The sequence below is a fragment of the Nocardia sp. alder85J genome (assembly GCF_020176955.2).
Taxonomy (GTDB): Bacteria; Actinomycetota; Actinomycetes; order Mycobacteriales; family Mycobacteriaceae; genus Nocardia.
The window spans coordinates 69,343-88,835 of the sequence record NZ_JAIUCZ020000011.1; the positions used below are offsets into that span (position 1 = coordinate 69,343).

16 protein-coding genes are annotated in these 19,493 nt (G+C 70.4%); 12 read left to right on the plus strand and 4 right to left on the minus strand.

Annotation, left to right across the window (positions count from 1 at the left end; translation table 11 throughout):
* Positions 1-11: 11 nt before the first annotated feature.
* From LBW94_RS34330 to proB, 10 genes are all read left to right on the plus strand, one after another.
* Positions 12-1,016 (plus strand): YegS/Rv2252/BmrU family lipid kinase, encoded by a 1,005-nt coding sequence (locus LBW94_RS34330; RefSeq protein WP_225060587.1) that lies wholly within the window; start codon positions 12-14, stop codon positions 1,014-1,016.
* 576 nt (positions 1,017-1,592) lie between these two features.
* Positions 1,593-4,307 carry a valine--tRNA ligase gene (locus LBW94_RS34335; RefSeq protein ID WP_225060588.1) on the plus strand — a complete coding sequence of 905 codons (2,715 nt, stop codon included), beginning with the start codon at positions 1,593-1,595 and terminating at the stop codon, positions 4,305-4,307.
* A gap of 100 nt (positions 4,308-4,407) precedes the next feature.
* Entirely contained in the window at positions 4,408-5,781 is a 1,374-nt protein-coding gene (folC, locus tag LBW94_RS34340; RefSeq protein ID WP_225060635.1) for a bifunctional tetrahydrofolate synthase/dihydrofolate synthase, read from the plus strand.
* Entirely contained in the window at positions 5,778-6,200 is a 423-nt protein-coding gene (locus LBW94_RS34345; RefSeq protein WP_225060589.1) for a DUF4233 domain-containing protein, read from the plus strand. The genes folC and LBW94_RS34345 overlap by 4 nt, the downstream gene beginning before the upstream one ends.
* 61 nt (positions 6,201-6,261) lie before the next feature.
* Complete coding sequence (gene ndk / locus LBW94_RS34350; protein WP_225060590.1) at positions 6,262-6,678, plus strand: nucleoside-diphosphate kinase; 417 nt, start codon at positions 6,262-6,264, stop codon at positions 6,676-6,678.
* 444 nt (positions 6,679-7,122) lie between these two features.
* Positions 7,123-10,422: a translation initiation factor IF-2 N-terminal domain-containing protein gene (locus LBW94_RS34355; RefSeq protein ID WP_416277010.1), complete on the plus strand. Its 3,300-nt coding sequence runs from the start codon at positions 7,123-7,125 to the stop codon at positions 10,420-10,422.
* Positions 10,423-10,669: 247 nt separating this feature from the next.
* Positions 10,670-10,981 carry a 50S ribosomal protein L21 gene (gene rplU, locus LBW94_RS34360; RefSeq protein ID WP_067593338.1) on the plus strand — a complete coding sequence of 104 codons (312 nt, stop codon included), beginning with the start codon at positions 10,670-10,672 and terminating at the stop codon, positions 10,979-10,981.
* A gap of 81 nt (positions 10,982-11,062) precedes the next feature.
* On the plus strand, positions 11,063-11,329 hold the full coding sequence (gene rpmA, locus LBW94_RS34365; protein ID WP_225060591.1) for a 50S ribosomal protein L27: 267 nt from the start codon (positions 11,063-11,065) through the stop codon (positions 11,327-11,329).
* A 130-nt stretch (positions 11,330-11,459) separates the two neighbouring features.
* Positions 11,460-12,917 (plus strand): GTPase ObgE, encoded by a 1,458-nt coding sequence (gene obgE / locus LBW94_RS34370; RefSeq protein WP_225060592.1) that lies wholly within the window; start codon positions 11,460-11,462, stop codon positions 12,915-12,917.
* Between the two features lie 220 nt (positions 12,918-13,137).
* Complete coding sequence (gene proB, locus LBW94_RS34375) at positions 13,138-14,217, plus strand: glutamate 5-kinase (RefSeq protein WP_225060637.1); 1,080 nt, start codon at positions 13,138-13,140, stop codon at positions 14,215-14,217.
* A gap of 228 nt (positions 14,218-14,445) precedes the next feature.
* Here the strand turns inward: proB and LBW94_RS34380 are convergent, their stop codons facing one another.
* From LBW94_RS34380 to LBW94_RS34390, 3 genes are all read right to left on the minus strand, one after another.
* Positions 14,446-15,561 carry a hypothetical protein gene (locus LBW94_RS34380; protein WP_225060643.1) on the minus strand — a complete coding sequence of 372 codons (1,116 nt, stop codon included), beginning with the start codon at positions 15,559-15,561 and terminating at the stop codon, positions 14,446-14,448.
* A complete protein-coding gene (locus LBW94_RS34385; protein ID WP_225060593.1) occupies positions 15,558-15,932 on the minus strand; it encodes a hypothetical protein in 375 nt (124 codons plus the stop codon). The genes LBW94_RS34380 and LBW94_RS34385 overlap by 4 nt, the downstream gene beginning before the upstream one ends.
* A gap of 75 nt (positions 15,933-16,007) precedes the next feature.
* Positions 16,008-16,712, minus strand: coding sequence for an ESX secretion-associated protein EspG (locus LBW94_RS34390; RefSeq protein WP_225060594.1), 705 nt, complete (start codon positions 16,710-16,712; stop codon positions 16,008-16,010).
* 416 nt (positions 16,713-17,128) lie between these two features.
* Between LBW94_RS34390 and LBW94_RS34395 the strand changes: the two genes are divergently transcribed.
* A complete protein-coding gene (locus tag LBW94_RS34395; RefSeq protein ID WP_225060595.1) occupies positions 17,129-17,383 on the plus strand; it encodes an acyl carrier protein in 255 nt (84 codons plus the stop codon).
* A gap of 541 nt (positions 17,384-17,924) precedes the next feature.
* On the plus strand, positions 17,925-18,422 hold the full coding sequence (locus tag LBW94_RS34400) for a DUF4254 domain-containing protein (protein WP_225060596.1): 498 nt from the start codon (positions 17,925-17,927) through the stop codon (positions 18,420-18,422).
* 85 nt (positions 18,423-18,507) lie between these two features.
* On the opposite strand, the gene LBW94_RS34405 is transcribed toward LBW94_RS34400, so the two are convergent.
* Complete coding sequence (locus tag LBW94_RS34405) at positions 18,508-19,437, minus strand: D-isomer specific 2-hydroxyacid dehydrogenase family protein (protein WP_225060597.1); 930 nt, start codon at positions 19,435-19,437, stop codon at positions 18,508-18,510.
* Positions 19,438-19,493: the final 56 nt, after the last annotated feature.

Sequence of the window (19,493 nt, forward strand, 5' to 3'; positions counted from 1 at the left end):
GAGGTGGTGTGGTGCCTGAGATCGGCTCGATCCTGTTGGTGACCAACCCGCTGTCCGGTCACGGCAAGGGGCTGGCGGCCGCCACGGCCGCGCGCGCCCGCTTCGAGGCCCGGGGCGTGCGGATCAGCGAGCTCTGCGGCCGGACGGCGGACGAGACCCGGCGCCTGGTCGCGGCCGCGGTCGCCGCGCCGGCGGCCCCGGACGCCGTCGTGTGTGCCGGTGGTGACGGCCTGATCTGCGTGGTGTTGCAGGCCTTGGCCGGTAGCGAGATTCCGCTGGGACTGTTGCCCGGCGGCACCGGCAACGATCTGGCGCGCGAACTCGGCATCCCGGAACAGGATCCGATCGCCGCCGCCGACATCGTCTGCGACGGCGCCGTCCGGACCATCGATCTCGGCGTGGTCGAAACCGCCGACCATCTGCTCGCACCGCCCGAAACCGGCTCGGTGGAAAGGGATTTCGGCGATCCGGCACCCACCGTGATCCGCTTCGCGACGGTGGCCGCCACCGGCTTCGACGCGCGGGTCACGCTGCGCGCCAACCGGATGCGCCGGCCGAAGGGCTCGCTGCGCTACAGCCTGGCCGCCGTCTTCGAGCTGGCAGGCCGGCTCGCGGTGCCGTATCGCATCGAATTGGCCGAAGACGCGGTGCAAGTCGAGCCGGCGGGCACGCCGGCGGCCGGGCTCGCCCTGGAGGCGGTCATGGTCGCCGTCGGCAACACCCGCAGCTACGGCGGCGGCATGCTGATCTGCCCCGACGCCACCGTCGACGACGGCCTGCTCGAGGTGACGGTGGTCGGGGCGATGTCGCGGCGCGAGATGACCCGCCTGCTGCCCGCGCTGGCGGCCGGTCGGCGCATCGAGCATCCGGCGATCACCCGCTACCGGTCGCGGTCGGTGCGGATCGCCGCCGCCGCCCCGGTCACCGCGGACGGTGAGCCGATCGGCATGCTGCCCGCGACCTTCCGGGCCCTGCCCGCGGCCCGGCGGATGCTGGTGCCGGTCCGCACGGCGTGAACCGGCGATCCGCCCCCGGGTTTTCCGCGCGGCACGCTGGGGGAGTTCGAACCGGACACGCCGAGGGAACCCCGAAATTGGTCCGACCAATGGGTGTGACCGAATTCACCGCGACGGGTATCGCGCGGGAATCGAAGTTCGCCGGACACATGCTGTGTTCGCCTCGGTCGCCGAAATCCGACATCGCGCCGTTCCACTCGGACCTGATCGATGGTTCGGCGTGTGCCGTGATCGCCGTCCGGATATTCGCCGGGTAGCGGTCCTGGGCCATCCAGGGCCTTGCTCACCTGCGCATCCGTCCGGCCGACCTGTGACGAACGACAGCGTCACGGGACCGCCGGCAGTGCCGGATCCTGAACCGATCCTGAGCGTCACAACCGGGAAACTTGCGGCAACGCAAACGATTCGGACAGAACCTGAGAAAAGGCTTTGGATTCGGTTTCCGGTCCGGAAACGGCGCTAATCTAGAACACATGGGCGGGGTTTTCGGTGTCCCTCATCCGCCGAAAGCCCCGCCCTTCGGGTACCTGCCGACCCTTTTAGGTTGTGAGCCCCTCCACTCCTTAGAATCGCACGGTGACCAGCGCAGCCCCTGAGAACTCACGCAATCGTGCCGACGCCCTCCCCAAGAGCTGGAACCCCGGCGATGTAGAGGCCGAGCTGTACGAGGGCTGGGTAGCGGCGGGCTACTTCCACGCCGACACCAGCAGCGACAAGCCCCCGTACTCGATTGTGCTGCCGCCGCCGAACGTGACCGGCAACCTGCACATGGGCCACGCCTTCGACCACACCCTCATGGATCTGCTGACCCGTCGCAAGCGCATGCAGGGCTTCGAGGTGCTGTGGCTGCCCGGCATGGACCACGCCGGCATCGCGACCCAGTCCGTGGTGGAGAAGCAGCTCGCCGTCGACGGCAAGTCCAAGGAGGACTTCGGCCGCGAGCTGTTCATCGACAAGGTGTGGGACTGGAAGCGGGAGTCCGGCGGCGCCATCCAGGGCCAGATGCGCCGCCTCGGCGACGGCGTCGACTGGGCGCGCGACCGCTTCACCATGGACGACGGCCTCTCGCGCGCCGTGCAGACCATCTTCAAGCGGCTCTACGACGCGGGCCTGATCTACCGCGCCGAGCGCCTGGTGAACTGGTCGCCGGTGCTGCGGACCGCGATCTCCGACGTCGAGGTCAAGTACGAGGACGTGGAGGGCGAGCTCGTCTCGCTGCGCTACGGCTCGCTCGACGACGACGAGCCGCACGTGATCGTGGCGACCACCCGGGTGGAGACCATGCTCGGCGACACCGCGGTGGCGGTGCATCCCGAGGACGAACGGTACCGCGCCCTGATCGGCAGCACGCTGCACCACCCGATCACCGGCCGGCAGATCCCGATCGTCGCCGACGACTACGTCGATCCCGAATTCGGTTCCGGCGCAGTGAAGATCACGCCCGCGCACGATCCGAACGACTTCGAGATCGGCCTGCGGCACAATCTGCCGATGCCGACGATCATGGACAAATCCGGCAAGATCGCCGATACCGGAACCGAATTCGACGGTATGGACCGGTTCGAGGCGCGGGTGAAGATCCGCGAGCGGCTCGCCGAGGAGGGCCGCGTGGTCGCCGAGAAGCGGCCGTATCTGCACAGCGTCGGCCATTCCGAGCGGTCCGGCGAGCCGATCGAGCCGCGGTTGTCCATGCAGTGGTGGGTCAAGGTGGAATCGCTGGCGAAGGCCGCGGGCGACGCGGTGCGCAACGGTGAGGTGACCATCTACCCGGCGAGCCAGGAGCCGCGCTGGTTCGAGTGGGTCGACAACATGCACGACTGGTGCATCTCCCGGCAGCTGTGGTGGGGGCATCGCATCCCGATCTGGTACGGCCCCGAGGGCGACGTGGTCTGCGTCGGCCCGGAGGAGCAGGCCCCCGAGGGCTACGTGCAGGACCCGGACGTGCTCGACACCTGGTTCTCCTCGGGACTGTGGCCGTTCTCGACCATGGGCTGGCCGGACAGCAGCGCCGAGCTGGCGAAGTTCTATCCGACCAGCGTGCTCGTCACCGGCTACGACATCCTGTTCTTCTGGGTGGCGCGGATGATGATGTTCGGCATGTTCGTGTCCGAGGATCCGGCGATCACCGTGGGCAAGGCCGCGCAGCGCAAGCAGGTGCCGTTCGACGACGTGTTCCTGCACGGCCTGATCCGCGACGAATTCGGCCGCAAGTACTCCAAGTCCAAGGGCATCGGCGTCGACCCGCTGCTGTGGATCGACGAATACGGCGCCGACGCAACGCGTTTCACCCTCGCCCGGGGTGCGCAGCCGGGTAGCGACCTGTCGGTGGGCGAGCCGCACGTGCAGGCCTCGCGCAACTTCGTGACGAAGCTGTACAACGCCGCCCGGTTCGCCCTGATGAACGGCGCGGCGCCGGGTGAGCTCCCGGACCGCGCGGCGCTCACCGACGCCGACCGCTGGATCCTCGATCGCCTGAACGAGGTTCGCGCGGAAGTGGATTCGTCCTTCGACCGGTACGAGTTCGGCAAGGCCTGCGAGGCGCTCTACCACTTCACCTGGGACGAATTCTGTTCCTGGTACCTGGAACTGGCGAAGGTGCAGTTCGCGGAGTCGGACGAGCGCGCCGCCGCCACCCGCGTGGTGCTCGGCGCCGTGCTGGATGCCGTGCTGCGGCTGCTGCATCCGGCCATGCCGTTCGTCACCGAATCGCTGTGGCTGGCCCTGACCACCGACGAGCGGGGCGTGCGCACCGGCGGCGGGTCCATCGTGATCGCGTCCTGGCCGCAGGATTCCGGCGCTCCCGCCGATACCGTTGCGGCGCAGCGCATTTCGGATACCCAGCGGCTGATCACGGAGATCCGGCGGTTCCGCAGCGATCAGGGCCTCACCGACAGTCAGAAGGTGGCCGCGCGGATCGTCGGCATCGAGACCGCGGATCTGTCCGGACAACTCGCCGAGGTCACCAACCTGGCCCGGCTGACCGCCGCCGGCGACGGTTTCGCGGCCACCGCCGCGCTCGAGGTGCGGCTGTCCGCCGCGACGGTGACCGTCGAGATCGACACCTCCGGGACGATCGACCTGGATGCCGAGCGCCGCCGGCTGGAGAAGGATCTGGCCGCCGCGCAGAAGGAATTGACCGGCACCACCGCGAAATTGGGCAACGAGGCCTTCCTGGCCAAGGCGCCCGACGAGGTGGTCGCCAAGATCCGCACGCGGCAGGAGATCGCCGAGGCGGAGGTGGCCCGGATCGGGGCCCGTCTGGACGAGATCGCGAAACTGGCCGGTAAGTGACATCGACGGAAGCGAGGCAGGCGTGAACGCGGAACCGGAGCATCAGCACGGCGGAGCGGAGCGCCTGCACTCGGGCCCGTCCCCGGTGGACCTGGCCGAGATGGCGCTCGTCGAGGCGGAACTGGACAAGCGCTGGGGTGAGCAGCGCATCGAGCCGTCGCTGACCCGTATCGCCACCCTGATGGATCTGCTGGGCTCGCCGCAGCAGGCGTATCCGGCCATCCACATCGCGGGCACCAACGGCAAGACGTCGGTCACCCGGATAATCGACTCGCTGCTGACCGCGCTGCACCGGCGCACCGGCCGGTTCACCAGCCCGCACCTGCAACTGGCGACCGAGCGCATCTCGATCGACAACGCGCCGATCAGCCCGGCGCGTTATGTCGAGACCTATCGGGAACTGCTGCCGTACGTCGAGATGATCGACGAGCGGTCGCAGGCCGCCGGTGGGCCGCGGATGAGCAAGTTCGAGGTGCTCACCGCGATGGGCTACGCGGCCTTCGCGGAGGCGCCGGTCGACGTCGCGGTGATCGAGACCGGGATGGGCGGCACCTGGGACGCCACCAACGTGGCCGACGGCCAGGTGGCGGTGATCACCCCGATCGGCCTGGACCACACCGACTATCTCGGCCCGGATCTCACCTCGATCGCCGGGGAGAAGGCGGGCATCATCAAGCCCGCCCCGCCGGATCTGCTGGTGCCGCGCGACACCATCGCGATCATCGCCGAGCAGGATCCGGAGGCGATGGAGGTACTGCTGCGCCGGGCGGTCGCCGTCGACGCGGCCGTGGCGCGGGCCGGATCGGAGTTCCGGGTGCTGTCGCGACGGATCGCCATCGGCGGCCAGGTCCTCGAATTGCAGGGCCTGGGCGGGGTGTACGGCGACATCTTCCTGCCGCTGCACGGCGAGCATCAGGCGGGCAACGCCGTGCTGGCGCTGGCGGCCGTGGAGGCGTTCTTCGGCGCCGGGGCCGACCGGCAGCTCGACCTCGAGGCGGTGCGGGCCGGTTTCGCGGCCGCGACCAGTCCGGGCCGGATGGAGCGGATGCGCAGCGCGCCGACCATCTTCATCGACGCCGCGCACAATCCGGCCGGCGCGCAGGCGCTGGCCGCGACGCTGGCCGGCGAATTCGATTTCCGCAAACTGATCGGTGTGGTCGCGGTACTGGCCGACAAGGACGTCGACGGCATTCTGGCCGCGCTGGAGCCGGTGTTCGACGAGATCGTGGTGACCGCGAACGGCTCACCGCGCGCCATGCCGGTCGACGAGCTCGCCGACCGGGCGGTACAACGATTCGGCGACGAACGGGTCGTCCCGGCCGCCGGTCTCACCGACGCGGTGGAGACCGCCATCGCCCTCGCCGAGGAGGCCGGTGACAGCGGCGAGCCGATCTCGGGCGCGGGCATCGTCATCACCGGATCGGTGGTCACCGCCGGTGCGGCCCGATCGCTGTTCGGAAAGGACCCGCAATGAGTGATCAGCAGCAGTCCGAGCCGGCGGTGCCGCCGCCCGCGACCGACCCGTGGAAGGGCTTGCGCGGTGTGATGGCCGGCACCCTCGTCCTGGAGGCCATCACCGTGCTGCTGGCGCTGCCGGTGGTGGGCGCGGTCGGTGGCGGGTTGAGCTGGTGGTCGGTGGTCTATCTGGTCGGACTCGCCGCGCTGATGATGGTCGGCGCCGGAATGCAGCGCCGCAGCTGGGCGCTGCCCTTCAACCTGACGTTGCAGGCGCTGGTGCTGCTCGGCACCTTCGTCCATCTGTCCATCGGTGTCATCGGGGTGATATTCGCCGCAGTGTGGGCCTTCATCCTGGTGCTGCGCCACGACGTGAAGCGCCGGATGGAACAGGGCCTGCTGCCGAGTCAGCGGGTGGCGGGACCGTCGGCATCGTGATCCGGCGGCCGGGTGAGTCCCGACGTCGGCCCGATGCTCGGGAGCCTTATAGGCTGTGCGCGTGACTGAGCAGACGTTGGTACTCATCAAGCCGGACGGCGTGGCCCGGGGCCTGATCGGTGAGATCATCACCCGGATCGAGCGCAAGGGCCTGAAGATCGCCGCCCTGGAGCTGAAGCAGGTCGCCGGTGACCTGGCCGGCGCCCACTACGCAGAGCATGCCGACAAGCCGTTCTACGGCTCCCTGATCGAGTTCATCACCTCCGGCCCGGTCGTCGCGGCGGTCCTCGAGGGCCCCCGCGCCATCGCGGCATTCCGGCAGATCGCCGGTGGTACCGACCCGGTCGAGAAGGCCGTGCCGGGCAGCATTCGCGGCGATTACGCCCTGGAAACCCAGTACAACCTCGTGCACGGTTCCGACTCGGCGGAATCCGCCAAACGGGAGATCGCACTCTGGTTCCCCGAGTTCTCCCAGTAGCCGACGACACCCCCGCCCCCGGAACCTCCGGGGGGTGCGCTCAGCGGCCCCGACCAGCGAACACGGCGTCGATGGCGAAGGTGTCCCACCGGATATGGGATACTGGGCACGGAAGTGATCGATACCCGCCGCCGTGGCGGGTGAGAAACGCTACCGAATGGCACCTCGGTTCGACGCCGATCATCGCTGCCCTGGACGGTTACCAAGACTCGGCTGTCCGGCGCGCGCTGGATGATTGCTCGGACCCTGGTGTTGGAAGCCAACAGCCAGGCGCCGCGTGACCAGTTAGCCCGAGAAAGACGTACGAACGGTGACAACCGGGCACGCGGGGCGAGACCACAGGACCTTGCGCCCGGACGGGCGTGAGGCAGACGGACAGTGCCCCCGCGTCGGCCGCGTCACTCTCCTCACGGAGAGACGCGCCCGGGGGCCCGAGGAGATTTCGTGGCCGATCAAGAGCCGCAGGGAACATCGCAGAGCAACGGTGAACGCGCTTCGCAGGAGGCGAACGGCGCGGGGGAGGCAGTGCAGTTGCCCGATCGAATCCGGGTGCACGCGCTGGCCAAATTGCTGGGAACGACCAGCAAACGCATTCTGGCCCATCTGACGGAACTGGGCGCCGAGGCCCGTAGCCCGCAGTCCAGCCTCGACCGAACGGTCGCCGAGTCGGTGCGTGAAGCGCTGACTCCGGCCGAATCGGCCGAGGCGGCGGCGGAGCCGGGTGCGGCTGTGGCCGAGGCCGAGACCACTGCGGTGGTCGCGTCCGAGGCCGGGACGGATGCGGAGGCCGGCGCGGCCGAGAAGACAGCGGCGGCGGAGGCCGCCATCGTATCCGAGGTCGCCGCCGCGGCCCTGACGACGGAACAGCCGGCGCCCGCCGGAACCGATCCGTTCGGCGCGGCGACGACGACAGCCGATCGGCTCCCGCCGCGGCAGTCGTTGTTCACCAGCCCGTTCCGGGCGCACGAACCCATCGCGCCCGAGCCGGTGGTCTTCGAGTCCGGCGGGATGGTGGCCGCGCCGCTGTTCCTGTCGCCGGATGCCGCCGCGGCCGAGCAGGAGCGCCGCAAGCGCCGGGCCGACCGCGACGTCGTGCGCGAGGAGCGCCGCGAGGAGCGTGACGAGCGTGATGAGCGTGACGAGCGCCGTCCGGACCGGGAAGAACGTCGCGGGGAGCGTGACGAACGCCACGAGGAGCGCGAGGAGGAGCCGGCCACCGACGAGGCCGATTCCGAGTCCGCCGACTGGGACGACGATTCCCGTGACGACGACGGTGACGACGCCAGCCGTTCGCGCCGCCGTCGCCGGGGCCGCCGCGGCCGCGGTCGCGGCCGGGGTGAACAGCACGCCGACAGCGATCAGGACGAGGCCGATTCGGAGCACGCCGAGGAGTCCGGCCGGACCCGTCCCGCCGTCGAGGAGAGCGACGCGGGCGCCGAGGATACCGACGAGTCCGCCGAGGACGCCGACGACAACGAGTCCGGCGAGGGCACGAGCCGTCGTCGTCGCCGTCGTCGCCGTCGCAAGGCCGGTGAGGACGGCGAGACCGAGACCGCCTCCGAGGACGATCCGCCGAACACGGTCGTGCACGAGCGCGAACCGCGCAACAAGCGGCGCACGGTCGACGAGGTGCAGGGCATCACCGGCTCCACCCGCCTGGAGGCCAAGCGGCAGCGCCGGCGCGACGGCCGCGAGGCCGGTCGCCGCCGTCCGCCGATCCTGACCGAGTCGGAGTTCCTGGCCCGCCGGGAGTCGGTCGACCGGGTCATGGTGGTCCGCGAGAAGCGTTTCGCCACCGATGCCGGTGAGCACGGCCACGGGTCCGCCGATGTCACCCAGGTCGCGGTGCTCGAGGACAACATCCTGGTCGAGCACTTCGTGACCAGTACCGGCAGCGCGTCCATGGTCGGCAACGTCTACCTCGGCAAGGTGCAGAACGTGCTGCCGAGCATGGAGGCGGCGTTCGTCGACATCGGCCGCGGCCGCAACGGCGTGCTGTACGCGGGCGAGGTGAACTGGGAGGCCGCCGGGCTCGGCGGCAAGGAGCGCAAGATCGAGCAGGCGCTGCGGCCCGGCGACACCGTGCTGGTCCAGGTCTCGAAGGATCCGGTCGGGCACAAGGGCGCCCGGCTGACCACCCAGATCAGCCTGGCCGGTCGATTCCTGGTGTACGTGCCGGGCGGCACCTCCACCGGCATCAGTCGCAAACTGCCCGACACCGAGCGCAAGCGGCTCAAGGAGATCCTGCGCGACATCGTCCCGCAGGACGCCGGCGTGATCATCCGCACCGCGTCCGAGGGCGTCAGCGAGCCCGAGCTGGCCCGCGACGTGGAACGGTTGCAGGCCACCTGGCGGACCATCGAGGACCACTCCCGGCAGAACTCGTCCGCGCCGAAGACCCTCTACGAGGAGCCGGACCTACTGGTCAAGGTCATCCGTGACCTGTTCAACGAGGACTTCTCCAAGCTGGTCATCGAGGGCGACCGGGCCTGGACGACCGTGGAGAACTACATCCGCACGGTCGCCCCGGACCTGCTGGCCCGGGTCGAGCGGTACGACCACGACCATGTCGACGTGTTCGGCAGCTACCGCATCGACGACCAGCTGGCCAAGGCGCTGGACCGCAAGGTGTGGCTGCCCTCGGGCGGCACCCTGGTCATCGACCGCACCGAGGCGATGACGGTCATCGACGTCAACACCGGCAAGTTCACCGGCGCCGGCGGCAGCAACCTGGAAGAGACGGTCACCCGCAACAACCTGGAGGCCGCCGAGGAGATCGTGCGGCAGATGCGGCTGCGTGATATCGGCGGCATGATCGTCGTCGACTTCATCGACATGGTGCTGGAGTCCAACCGCGATCTGGTGCTGCGGCGGCTGACCGAGGCGCTGGGCCGGGATCGCACCCGGCACCAGGTGTCCGAGGTCACCTCGCTGGGCCTGGTCCAGATGACGCGCAAGAAGCTGGGCACCGGACTGGTCGAGGCGTTCTCCACCACCTGTGAGCACTGCCACGGCCGCGGCATCGTCGTGCACAACTATCCGGTGGAGGCCGCACCCGCGGAAGAGGGTGTGGGCGGCCGCCGGGAGGGCCGTCGCCGCCGCAAGGACAAAGAGAAGCCGCCGAGTCCGGCGCCGGCCACCAACGGCGTCGTGTCGGCCGCCGAGCCGCCGCAGTCCGAGGAGGAGGCGGCCGTCAAGCGGGCGCATCCGGTGGCGCTGGCGATGGCCGCACATCAGACCGACGAGGCGATCGCGCCGCCGTTCGAGGACGATCTCGTCGAGGTGGAGATCGCCGACGAGGCGGAGGAGAGCGCCCCGGAACCGGAACGGGCTCCCGAGCCGGTGGCCGGGCGCGCACCGCGCCGGAGCCGGGAACGGCTGCGGCGGCGGGCGGAGCGGTCCGTCGACACGGCCGTGAAGACCGATGACGCGGCTGTGCGGACCGATGACGCGGCTGTGCGGACCGACGGTGTGGCGGAGGCCGCCCCCGTGGCGGCGGAGAGTGCCGCAGTGGCGGCGGAGGCCGCCGAGTCCGGGGCTCGCCGCGGCCGCCGGCGCGTCGCGCGGACCGCCTCGGCCCCCAGCAGCGACAGCGCGGGCGCGGTGTTCGTGTTGTCCAGCACGGATCAGGAGACGGTTCCGGCCGTCGACTTCGCCGAGAGCGCCCCGGTGACCGTTCCCCGGAGCCGGCCGCGTCGCCGGGCCGCCGGACGGGCCGCCGGAGCTCCGGAGTCCACCGACTGAGCAGGGATGCCCGCCCGACCCCGGTTTGGTCGTGCGGGCGGGCGTCCTGTAACCTCGGTTAGTCGCTGCCCGGTGACAGCAATCTGCTGTGCGACCTGAGTGCCGCAAGGCGGGCCTTGTTTCCGTGCCCACCAGGCACTGAGGCGGCGGTGATTACCAGACCAGAGTGCGAAGGTTTTCGGTGCGAACCGGACCGGCCGCACTGCACAGTGCCGAGCACATGTAGAGAAAGTAGGGCAGCCGACCGATGGCAACGTACGCAATCGTCAAGACCGGCGGAAAGCAGTACAAGGTCGCGGTCGGTGACCTGGTGAAGGTCGAGAAGCTCGAGGGTGAGCCGGGCACCGCGGTGTCGTTGGAGCCGGTGCTGGTCGTCGACGGCGCCACGCTGACCACCGACAAGGACGCGCTGGCGAAGGTTTCGGTGTCCGCCGAGGTGGTCGATCAGACCAAGGGCCCGAAGATCCGCATCCACAAGTTCAAGAACAAGACCGGCTACCACAAGCGTCAGGGCCACCGTCAGAAGCTGACGGTCCTGAAGGTCACCGGCATCAAGTAAGCGTCCCACCCGGACCCTCCGCGGAGCGGTCCCCCAGAGACTTCCGGGGTCTGACCGGCCCAGGCACGAGGAGTAGCAGTCATGGCACATAAGAAGGGTGCGTCCAGCTCGCGCAACGGTCGCGATTCGAACGCCCAGCGGCTCGGCGTCAAGCGCTTCGGCGGCCAGGCCGTCCAGGCCGGCGAGATCCTGGTTCGCCAGCGCGGCACCCATTTCCACCCGGGCGTGAACGTCGGCCGCGGTGGCGACGACACGCTGTTCGCCCTCGCGGCGGGCGCGGTCAAGTTCGGCACCAAGCGGGGCCGCAAGACCGTGAACATCGTGGTGCCGGAGCCGGCGCAGGCCTGAGCCGCGCCGGAGCCTTCCACACTTCGAAGCGGGTCAGGGTGACAACACACCCTGACCCGCTTTTCGTCTGCCGACCGTCCCTGCGCCGACCGGGCGCCGACGACACGTCCAGAAGGAGGATGATCGCCTCATGTCCAAATTCATCGACCGCGTCGTGCTACACGTCCGGGCCGGTAAAGGTGGTCACGGGTGTGCCTCGGTGCATCGCGAGAAGTACAAGCCGCTCGGTGGTCCCGACGGCGGTAACGGCGGCAACGGCGGGGATGTGATCCTCGAGGTCGACCCGAACGTGCACACCCTGCTGGACTTCCACTTCCACCCGCACGCGCGGGCCGGTAGCGGCAAATCCGGCGAGGGCAGCAACCGCAACGGCAAACAGGGCGAGGAACTGCTGCTGAAGGTGCCCGATGGGACCGTGGTGACGACCGCCGACGGCGATGTGCTGGCCGACCTGGTCGGCGTCGGCACCCGGTTCGTGGCGGCGCTCGGCGGCCGGGGCGGGCTCGGCAATGCCGCGCTGGTGTCGAAGGCCCGCAAGGCGCCGGGCTTCGCGCTGCTCGGTGAGGAGGGCGAGGAACGCGATCTCGTCCTGGAACTCAAGTCGGTGGCCGATGTCGGGCTGGTCGGCTTCCCGTCCGCCGGGAAGTCGTCGCTGGTGTCGGTGCTGTCGGCGGCCAAGCCGAAGATCGCCGACTATCCGTTCACGACGCTGGTGCCGAATCTGGGCGTGGTGCAGTCCGGCGACACTACCTTCACCGTCGCCGACGTACCGGGTCTGATCCCGGGCGCGAGCGAGGGCCGCGGACTGGGCCTGGATTTCCTGCGGCACCTGGAACGCTGTGCGGTGCTGGCCCACGTGGTGGACTGCGCGACCGGTGAACCGGGTCGCGATCCGATCTCCGATGTGGATGCGCTGGAGGCCGAACTCGCCGCCTATCAGCCCGCGTTGCAGGGTGACGCCGGTCTCGGGGACCTGGCGGACCGGCCCCGCGTCGTGGTGCTCAACAAGATCGACATTCCGGACGCGCACGAGCTGGCCGATCTGGTGGCCGCCGAGTTCGCCGAGCGGGGCTGGCCCGTGTTCGAGATCTCGACGGTGAGCCGGGAAGGCTTGCGCCCGTTGACCTTCGCGCTGGGGCAGCTGGTCGGCGAATACCGCGAGGCGCATCCGAAGGCCGCGCCCACGCGACCGGTCATCCGGCCGGTAGTCAAGGGCGACAGCGGTTTCCGCGTCATTCCCGATCCGGAGGTGCCCGGCGGGTTCATCGTCTCCGGTGAACGCCCGGAGCGCTGGGTGAACCAGACCCACTTCGACAACGACGAGGCCGTGGGCTATCTGGCCGACCGCCTGGCCCGCCTCGGCGTCGAAGCCGAACTGGTGCGCCAGGGGGCGGAACCGGGCGCCCCGGTGACCATCGGCGACGTCTGCTTCGATTGGGAGCCACAGATTTCCGCCGGTGCGGAGGTCATGCTGACCCGCCGTGGCGTGGATCCGCGACTGGACCGCAACGAGCGGGTCGGCGCGGCCGAGCGCAAGCACGCCTCGCGGGTGCGCCGCGGTCTGGTGCCGGAGGACGAGGACCGGTGATGGCGGGCCCTGTGGATTCCGGCCGGAGCCCGGCCGGAATCCACAGGGCACTTCCACGAGAGCGCGTCCGTGCCGTACTTTTCGGGCAACGGCCGGGAACGCTCGATCGCGGTGCAGTACAGGGTAGTGAGGGATGGTTCGAGTGAGTTCCGATACGGTGCAGGAAGATTCGAATCTCGGCCAGGCCCCGGCGGACGAACCGAGCACGGCCCGCCGGGCGATCGCGACCGCGCGCAGCGTGGTGGTGAAGATCGGTTCGTCGGGGCTGACCAGCCTGGCGGGCGGGCTCGACACCGACCGGCTGGACCGGCTCGCCGATGCCGTCGAGGCCCGGATGCGCGCCGGTTCCGATGTAGTGGTGGTGTCCTCCGGGGCCATCGCCGCCGGCATCGCGCCGCTCGGATTGTCCTCGCGCCCAAGGGATCTGGCGACGAAGCAGGCGGCGGCCAGCGTCGGCCAGCTGGCGTTGGCACATGCCTGGGGCACCTCGTTCGCACGCTATGGCCGGGTGGTCGGGCAGGTGCTGCTGAGCGCCGGTGACTTCGCCCGGCGGGAGCACCACCGCAATGCGCAGCGCACCCTGGACCGGCTCCGCTCGCTGCACGCGGTCGCCGTGGTCAACGAGAACGACACCATCGCCACCGAGGAGATCCGCTTCGGCGACAACGACCGGCTGGCCGCCCTGGTCGCCCACCTGGTCGGCGCCGACGCGCTGGTGCTGCTGTCGGACGTCGACGGACTCTACGACGGTGACCCTCGCAAGGGCACCGCGAACTTCATCCCCGAGGTGCGCCACAGCGCCGACCTGGACGGTGTCATCGCCGGGAGCGGTGGCGCGCTGGGCACCGGCGGTATGGCCTCGAAACTCTCGGCGGCGCTGCTGGCCGCCGACGCCGGTGTCCCGGTCCTGCTGGCCGCCGCCGCCGATGCCGGCGCGGCACTGTCCGGCGCCGCGGTCGGCACGGCCTTCGCCGCCCGGTCCGCCCGGGTGTCCGCCCGTAAGTTCTGGGTCCGGCACGCCGCCGACAGCCGGGGCGCGGTCCTGCTGGACGACGGTGCGGTGCAGGCGGTCACCCACAGCCGCCGTTCGCTGCTGGCCGCGGGCATCGTCGGTGTGCGCGGGCGGTTCTCCGGCGGCGACGTGATCGATCTGGTCGCCCCGGACGGCCGGGTGGTGGCGCGCGGTGTGGTGGAGTACGACAGCTCCGAACTGGAGACGATGGTGGGCCGCTCCACCTCCCAGCTCCCGGACGGCTTGCGCCGCCCGGTGATCCACGCCGACGATCTGGTCAAGGTCTGAGCCGCGAACGGTCGTCCCGCCTCGGATCCCCGGCGAAAACCGTTGGCTCCGAACGGCAGCCCCCGGTGGCGGTGAGCGGTCCTACCCTGTTAGGCGGTGGAATCGAACCGTGACAGGGTGTGTGGCCGCCCCGTGCCCGGCTGTGGTGATCTCGGCCGCTCTCGGCGCCACCGTCGGCCTGCCAAGTCGGCTGGCAGCAGGGCTGCGGGGCACAGCAGGGTGCCGACGTCAGCCGCCGGGCGGAATGACCCCTGGTTGGTCCGGTGTCGGCGCCGCGGTGGAATCGTCCGGGACGGGACCGGTGATGCCCGGCTGGCCACCCTGGTCGATGAGCGGTGGACCGGCCGGAATCGCCTGGCCTGGTGAGGGATCCGGCGGTGCCGGAGCGGGCGCCGGGGCCGGTGGCGGCTCGAGCGTGGTGGTCGGCGCCGGTGGCGGCTCGGGAGTGGGTGCGGGTGCGGGTGGTGGCTCCGGGGTGGTGGTCGGTGGTGGTTCCGGGGTGGGTGGCGGTGGTGGTTCCGGGGTGGGTGGCGGTGGTGTGGTGGTGTCCGTGGACGGCGGCGGAACCTGTTGGGTCGGTGCCTGATCGGGGGTCTGCGGCGGCTGGGGTTCCGGTGTCTGCGGCGGCGGGGGAGCGTCCGGTGTGGCGGGCTGCCGGGACTGCGGCGGGCTCACGGGAGCTTCCGGCGGGGTGGCGGAGTCGTCGGGGACCGACGGCGTGGCGGGGGTCCGGGGCGCGGGGGTGTGGTCCGCGGAACCTGTTCCGGCGGAGCCGGAGTCGGGGAGTCGCGGGAGCGCGGGGACGTGTGACCCGGCGGTGGAGTAGGCCGGTTTGTAGATCATGTTCATGGCCAGGACGGCTTCCTGGCGGAGGGTTTCCTGGGCCATCCGGGCGTCGATGACGCCGACGGATTCCAGGGCGCGGGCGATGGCGCCGATCGGACCGCTGTCGCCGGGCGGGGCGACGGCGAGTTTCACCGCTTCGGCGGCGGCGGCCACCGCGCCGAGCCGGGCGCCGACCTCGCCCAGGACCGCGGCCAATTCGTCGACCGAGGCGGCGAAGCTGCGGGTGCCGGCGAGCGCGGCCTCGGCGGCGGGGCCCTCCCAGTCGGCCGAGCCGATCACCTGGTCGGCATTGGTCCGGGTGATCGGCATGGAGGTGGTGACGGTACCGGCCGCCTGCAACCAGACCAGCGAGGCCGCCAGGATCTGCGTGGCGTCGATCTGCTGGGTGCCCGCGTAGATCTGCTCGTGCGGGATGCCCTCGAAATGCTCCATGGCACTGATGTATTCGGGATCGGTGCCGTGTGAACCGATCGGGCCGTAGCGGAATTGGGTGGTCATTGCGCTACCTTCGACGAAACGGCGTGCAGGGCAGCGGCATTCGCGGCATCGGCTTCGTCGTAGAGCCCAGCTGCCAGCAGGAACGCCTGCTTCATCCGATAGGCGGCGGCGATGTACTCGTCGAGCAGGTCGGCGGCGTCGCGGGCCTTGTGGCCGAAGCCCGCCTGCAATTGCTGTGCGGAGGTGAAACCGCCGAAACCCTGTGACCCCGACACCAGATCGAGCTGTTGTTGCAGCCCGCGTAGCTTGTCGGCCTGCTGGTCGTACAGTTCCGCGCAGCGACGCGCGGCAGCCGGGTCGAAGCGAACCGTGCCGGCGCGGGCCGCTTGGAGGAACCGGGTGATGTCGGCCTGGCTGGCCTCGAGTGTCATGGGGACCCCCCTTCCTCGATCAGGTCGAACAGTCGCCAATCCAGCCTAACGGCTCGCGGCGGTTCGCGGGAACGCTCACCGCAGAATGCGTTTCTGCAGGTGGGCTGCGATCTGCTGGGTGGAGGCCGCGGTGATGTGCACCTCGTCACCGGCCCGGATCAGGTAGCGGCCGTCGTCGGCGACATCGATCCAGGCGTAGTGGACGGGGGTGGGCGGTGAATCCAGATCCAGGTGGGTCTCGATGCGCAGGTGGCCCTCGGCGGTGTGCGGTTGCAGCAACAGTTTGCGGATGCGGCGCACCGGTGGCCCGGCGGTGTGCACGGCCTCGTCGTCGCGGACGGTGCCGGTGATGGCGGCCCGCGCCGGTTCCCGTCCGGGTGGGGTGTCCGGCAGCAGGTTCGCGATGCGGGCACCCAGCTTTCCGGTGTGGCCGATCGAAAGCTGCACGCGTCCACCGTAATCGGGGGAGGAACCGGGTTCCTGCACGGCGAGCACGGCGTGGTCGTAGACCGCGGCGCCGAGCACCCGGATCTCGGTGCCCGGTGCGTGCCGGCCGCCGATCATCGCCACCCGGGTCTGGGGTTGCGCGAGAATGCGCAGGCAGGCGGACAGATCCGGATCGGCGCGCAGCGGCAGCCGGACCTCGATCTCACGGCGGAGCGCGGCGGCCTCGGCCTCGGTGCGCGGGCTCTCCAGGATGCGAAGGGGGAAGGGATGCCGATCGAGATCGGTCTCCCGCCACAGGTGCGCGAACTCGTCCGGTGTGAAAGACCAACTCACGCCACGTAACACCCTTCATCGATCGCACGGGTCGGGTCGTAGCCTACCGTGACGACCGGTCCCCGCAGCCCGGCGACCGGTCCGTACGGTGGGCGCGCGGCGGCCGCCGACTGTCGCGCACTCCAGATTTGGGGTGTTCCGGGCGGCCGGTCGCATCGGGTATACCGTTACGAGCCCCGTGGCGCGACGGCATCGAAGGCGACAGGTGCGCGGGGCCGGGAGGACGCGGTGTACCCACCGGAACACGGCGCCGGGGCCGGGAACCAGCCATGTCGCCGCGCGTGCTGGAACGGCACGGAAGTGGCCGCTGACGGCAGGGCCGGATTCGTCGATCGCCCGGGGCGTGCGGTGCGCCACGGTGGCGAACATGGTTTCGTGGCAAGGGAATTCGCACGCGCACCGGGTCGGTGCGGCTGATGGCCGGGGTGCGGGGCGGCTCGGCGGCCGCCCGAATCCGGTCGCTGATCACGGCCCTCGCGCCCGATGCGCGGCACCCGGTGACCGACGAGAGCCGGTTGGTGGAGGATCTGGGGTTCGACTGTCTGCGCCTGACCGAACTGGCGATGGTGCTGGAACATGCCTTCGATCTGCCGCGCTACGGCGCCGAGGAATTGGCCGGGGTGTCGTGTGTCGCCGACGTGATCGCCCTGATCACCGGACAGCGGCCGTGAACGCGGCGATTCTGCTGTGGTGCAGGAACACTCGGGGGTGCCTGGACAGGTCGCGGCCGACGCCGGTACCAGCGGCGCGGTGGTATCGGTGCCCGATCGCGGAGCCCGGGACGGGCGGCTCGGCAGCGGCACCCGCGGCCGGGCGTGGCGATTTGCGGATCATGATGCTGCCCTTGATCTTTGCGGTGTGGCGCCGCGATCGAATGGGAACGAGCCGGGTGACGCGGCGGTTGATCTCGAAAACCCGTTCCGGCCTGCCGATCCGCGTGTTCGTACCGTGTACATGACTCGTCGTGCAGGGCCGTGGGGCACTGCCCCGGCCGCCCGCGATGGTCACCGGAAGGCCATGGAAAGGGCAGTGGTAGGGCCGCGTAGACCGTGCATGCTTGAGACTGCACCCGGCGCCGCTGGAGATATGCCCCTTCGCAGATAGCGGCGCGCTGGATCCGGCGCGGTCCGCCCTTACCGCGCCGGGCTCGCGGTCCGGCGACCGTAACGCGACGCCGGGTGCGTCCCGATCGCCCGTCTTGGAGGTACACCGATGCACGTACCGCATTCGGACGCCGGTGACCTGTGGCCCGGTGACAGTGCGCTCACACTGCCCGACTGGCACGAGTTGCTGGCCGCCTTCTGCGGGCATATCGGCGACCAGCCCGAGGACCATCCGGTGACCCGCTGGGCGCACGCCCTCGCGCTGGTGCATCTCACCGCACGCGAGCAGCCGCTCCGTGATGACGAATTCGACTGGGACCGTGCGGATCTGGTCGGTCGTATCGATCACTGGGTGGCCGGTCGCAGCGAGCGGCCCGCGCCCACCTCGCTGGGCGCGGCCATCGACGACATGGCGGCCGCGCAGGTGCGGGCCACCTGGCTGTTGCGCAATGCCGACGACGTCTCCGACGAAGAGGTCCACACCGCCTGGTTCCTGCTCGCCTCGCTGGCCGACGGCTGGACCGATCTGGTGGCCGAGACCCTCGGGCACGCCGGAGCGTGGCGCGGCTACCGCACCGCCGGCAGCCTGCTGCGCGACACCCTGTGATCGTCGGCGTGATCGCACCACCGGCGGCCGCTGTGCCGCTGCGCCGCCGACCGGCCGGGACCGGCTGTGGCTCTTCGGCTTTCGCTCAGTAGCCGGCGGCGACGTCGATACGGGCATTGAGGTCGCCGCCGGAGACGAAGCGGGCCACATTGTCCGTGACGTGGGCGGCGTAGGCGGCGGCGCGCAGCTGGGGTGGATTGGAATCGTGCGGGGTGACAATGGCATTCGGCAGTTCCCACAAGGGGTGGCCGTCGGGCAGCGGCTCCGGATCGGTCACGTCCAGTCCGGCGCCACCGATGGTGCCGTCACGGAGCGCGGCCACCAGGGCATCGGTGTCGATCAGGCTGCCGCGGGCGATGTTGATCACCCATGAGGTCGGCTTCAGTTGCGCCAGTTCCTCTTTGCCGATCAGGTGCCGGGTCTCCGGTGTGGCGGGCGCGCCGACCACCACATGATCCACCCGCGACCAGATCTCCGGCAGCCGCGACGCGGGGAGTGTCTCCACCACGCCGGGGGCGGAGATCGGTGTGCCGGAACGGGTTACCGCGACGATGCGGGCGCCGAACGGTTCCAGCAGCGCGATGAGTTCGCGGCCGATACCGCCCGCGCCGACGATCGCGATCGTGGTGTCGCGCAGCGTGCCGATGTGCGGGAAGAACTCGGTCTGCCGCCAGCTGTCCGCGCGCAACTGCTGCGGCAGGTAACGCACTCCGGCCAGCAGCATCGCCAGCGCGTGTTCCGCGACACTGTGGGCGAACGCACCCGCCGCGGAGGTGAACACGACGGCGGGGAAGCGCTGGAGCACACCGCGGGCGAACCACTCCTCGACACCCGCGGAGAACAACTGCACCCATTCGATACCCGCGGGCAGTTCGGCAGGGAAGTCGGCCGGGCCGCTGTTCCAGATCAGCGCGCGGGCCTGACCCAGGTCCGCCACCGTCGCGCCGCCGTCGGTGACCGCCCGCTCCAGCAGCGGGGTCACGGCGGGTCCGATCGCGATCGGGGTCGAGGACATGGTGGTGCTCCTTCGCTTCCTGGCCGGACTTCCGGGCCGCGGCCGGATCCCCGGCT

What these genes read in the sequence shown, in the direction of transcription:
- rpmA (WP_225060591.1), top strand. Translation starts at nt 11,063, where the DNA reads ATGGCACATAAGAAGGGTGCGTCCAGCTCGCGCAACGGTCGCGATTCG.
- obgE (WP_225060592.1), top strand. Translation starts at nt 11,460, where the DNA reads ATGTCCAAATTCATCGACCGCGTCGTGCTACACGTCCGGGCCGGTAAA.
- LBW94_RS34385 (WP_225060593.1), bottom strand. Translation starts at nt 15,932, where the DNA reads ATGACACTCGAGGCCAGCCAGGCCGACATCACCCGGTTCCTCCAAGCG.
- LBW94_RS34400 (WP_225060596.1), top strand. Translation starts at nt 17,925, where the DNA reads ATGCACGTACCGCATTCGGACGCCGGTGACCTGTGGCCCGGTGACAGT.
- rplU (WP_067593338.1), top strand. Translation starts at nt 10,670, where the DNA reads ATGGCAACGTACGCAATCGTCAAGACCGGCGGAAAGCAGTACAAGGTC.
- LBW94_RS34380 (WP_225060643.1), bottom strand. Translation starts at nt 15,561, where the DNA reads ATGACCACCCAATTCCGCTACGGCCCGATCGGTTCACACGGCACCGAT.
- LBW94_RS34395 (WP_225060595.1), top strand. Translation starts at nt 17,129, where the DNA reads ATGGCCGGGGTGCGGGGCGGCTCGGCGGCCGCCCGAATCCGGTCGCTG.
- folC (WP_225060635.1), top strand. Translation starts at nt 4,408, where the DNA reads ATGGCGCTCGTCGAGGCGGAACTGGACAAGCGCTGGGGTGAGCAGCGC.
- LBW94_RS34345 (WP_225060589.1), top strand. Translation starts at nt 5,778, where the DNA reads ATGAGTGATCAGCAGCAGTCCGAGCCGGCGGTGCCGCCGCCCGCGACC.
- LBW94_RS34405 (WP_225060597.1), bottom strand. Translation starts at nt 19,437, where the DNA reads ATGTCCTCGACCCCGATCGCGATCGGACCCGCCGTGACCCCGCTGCTG.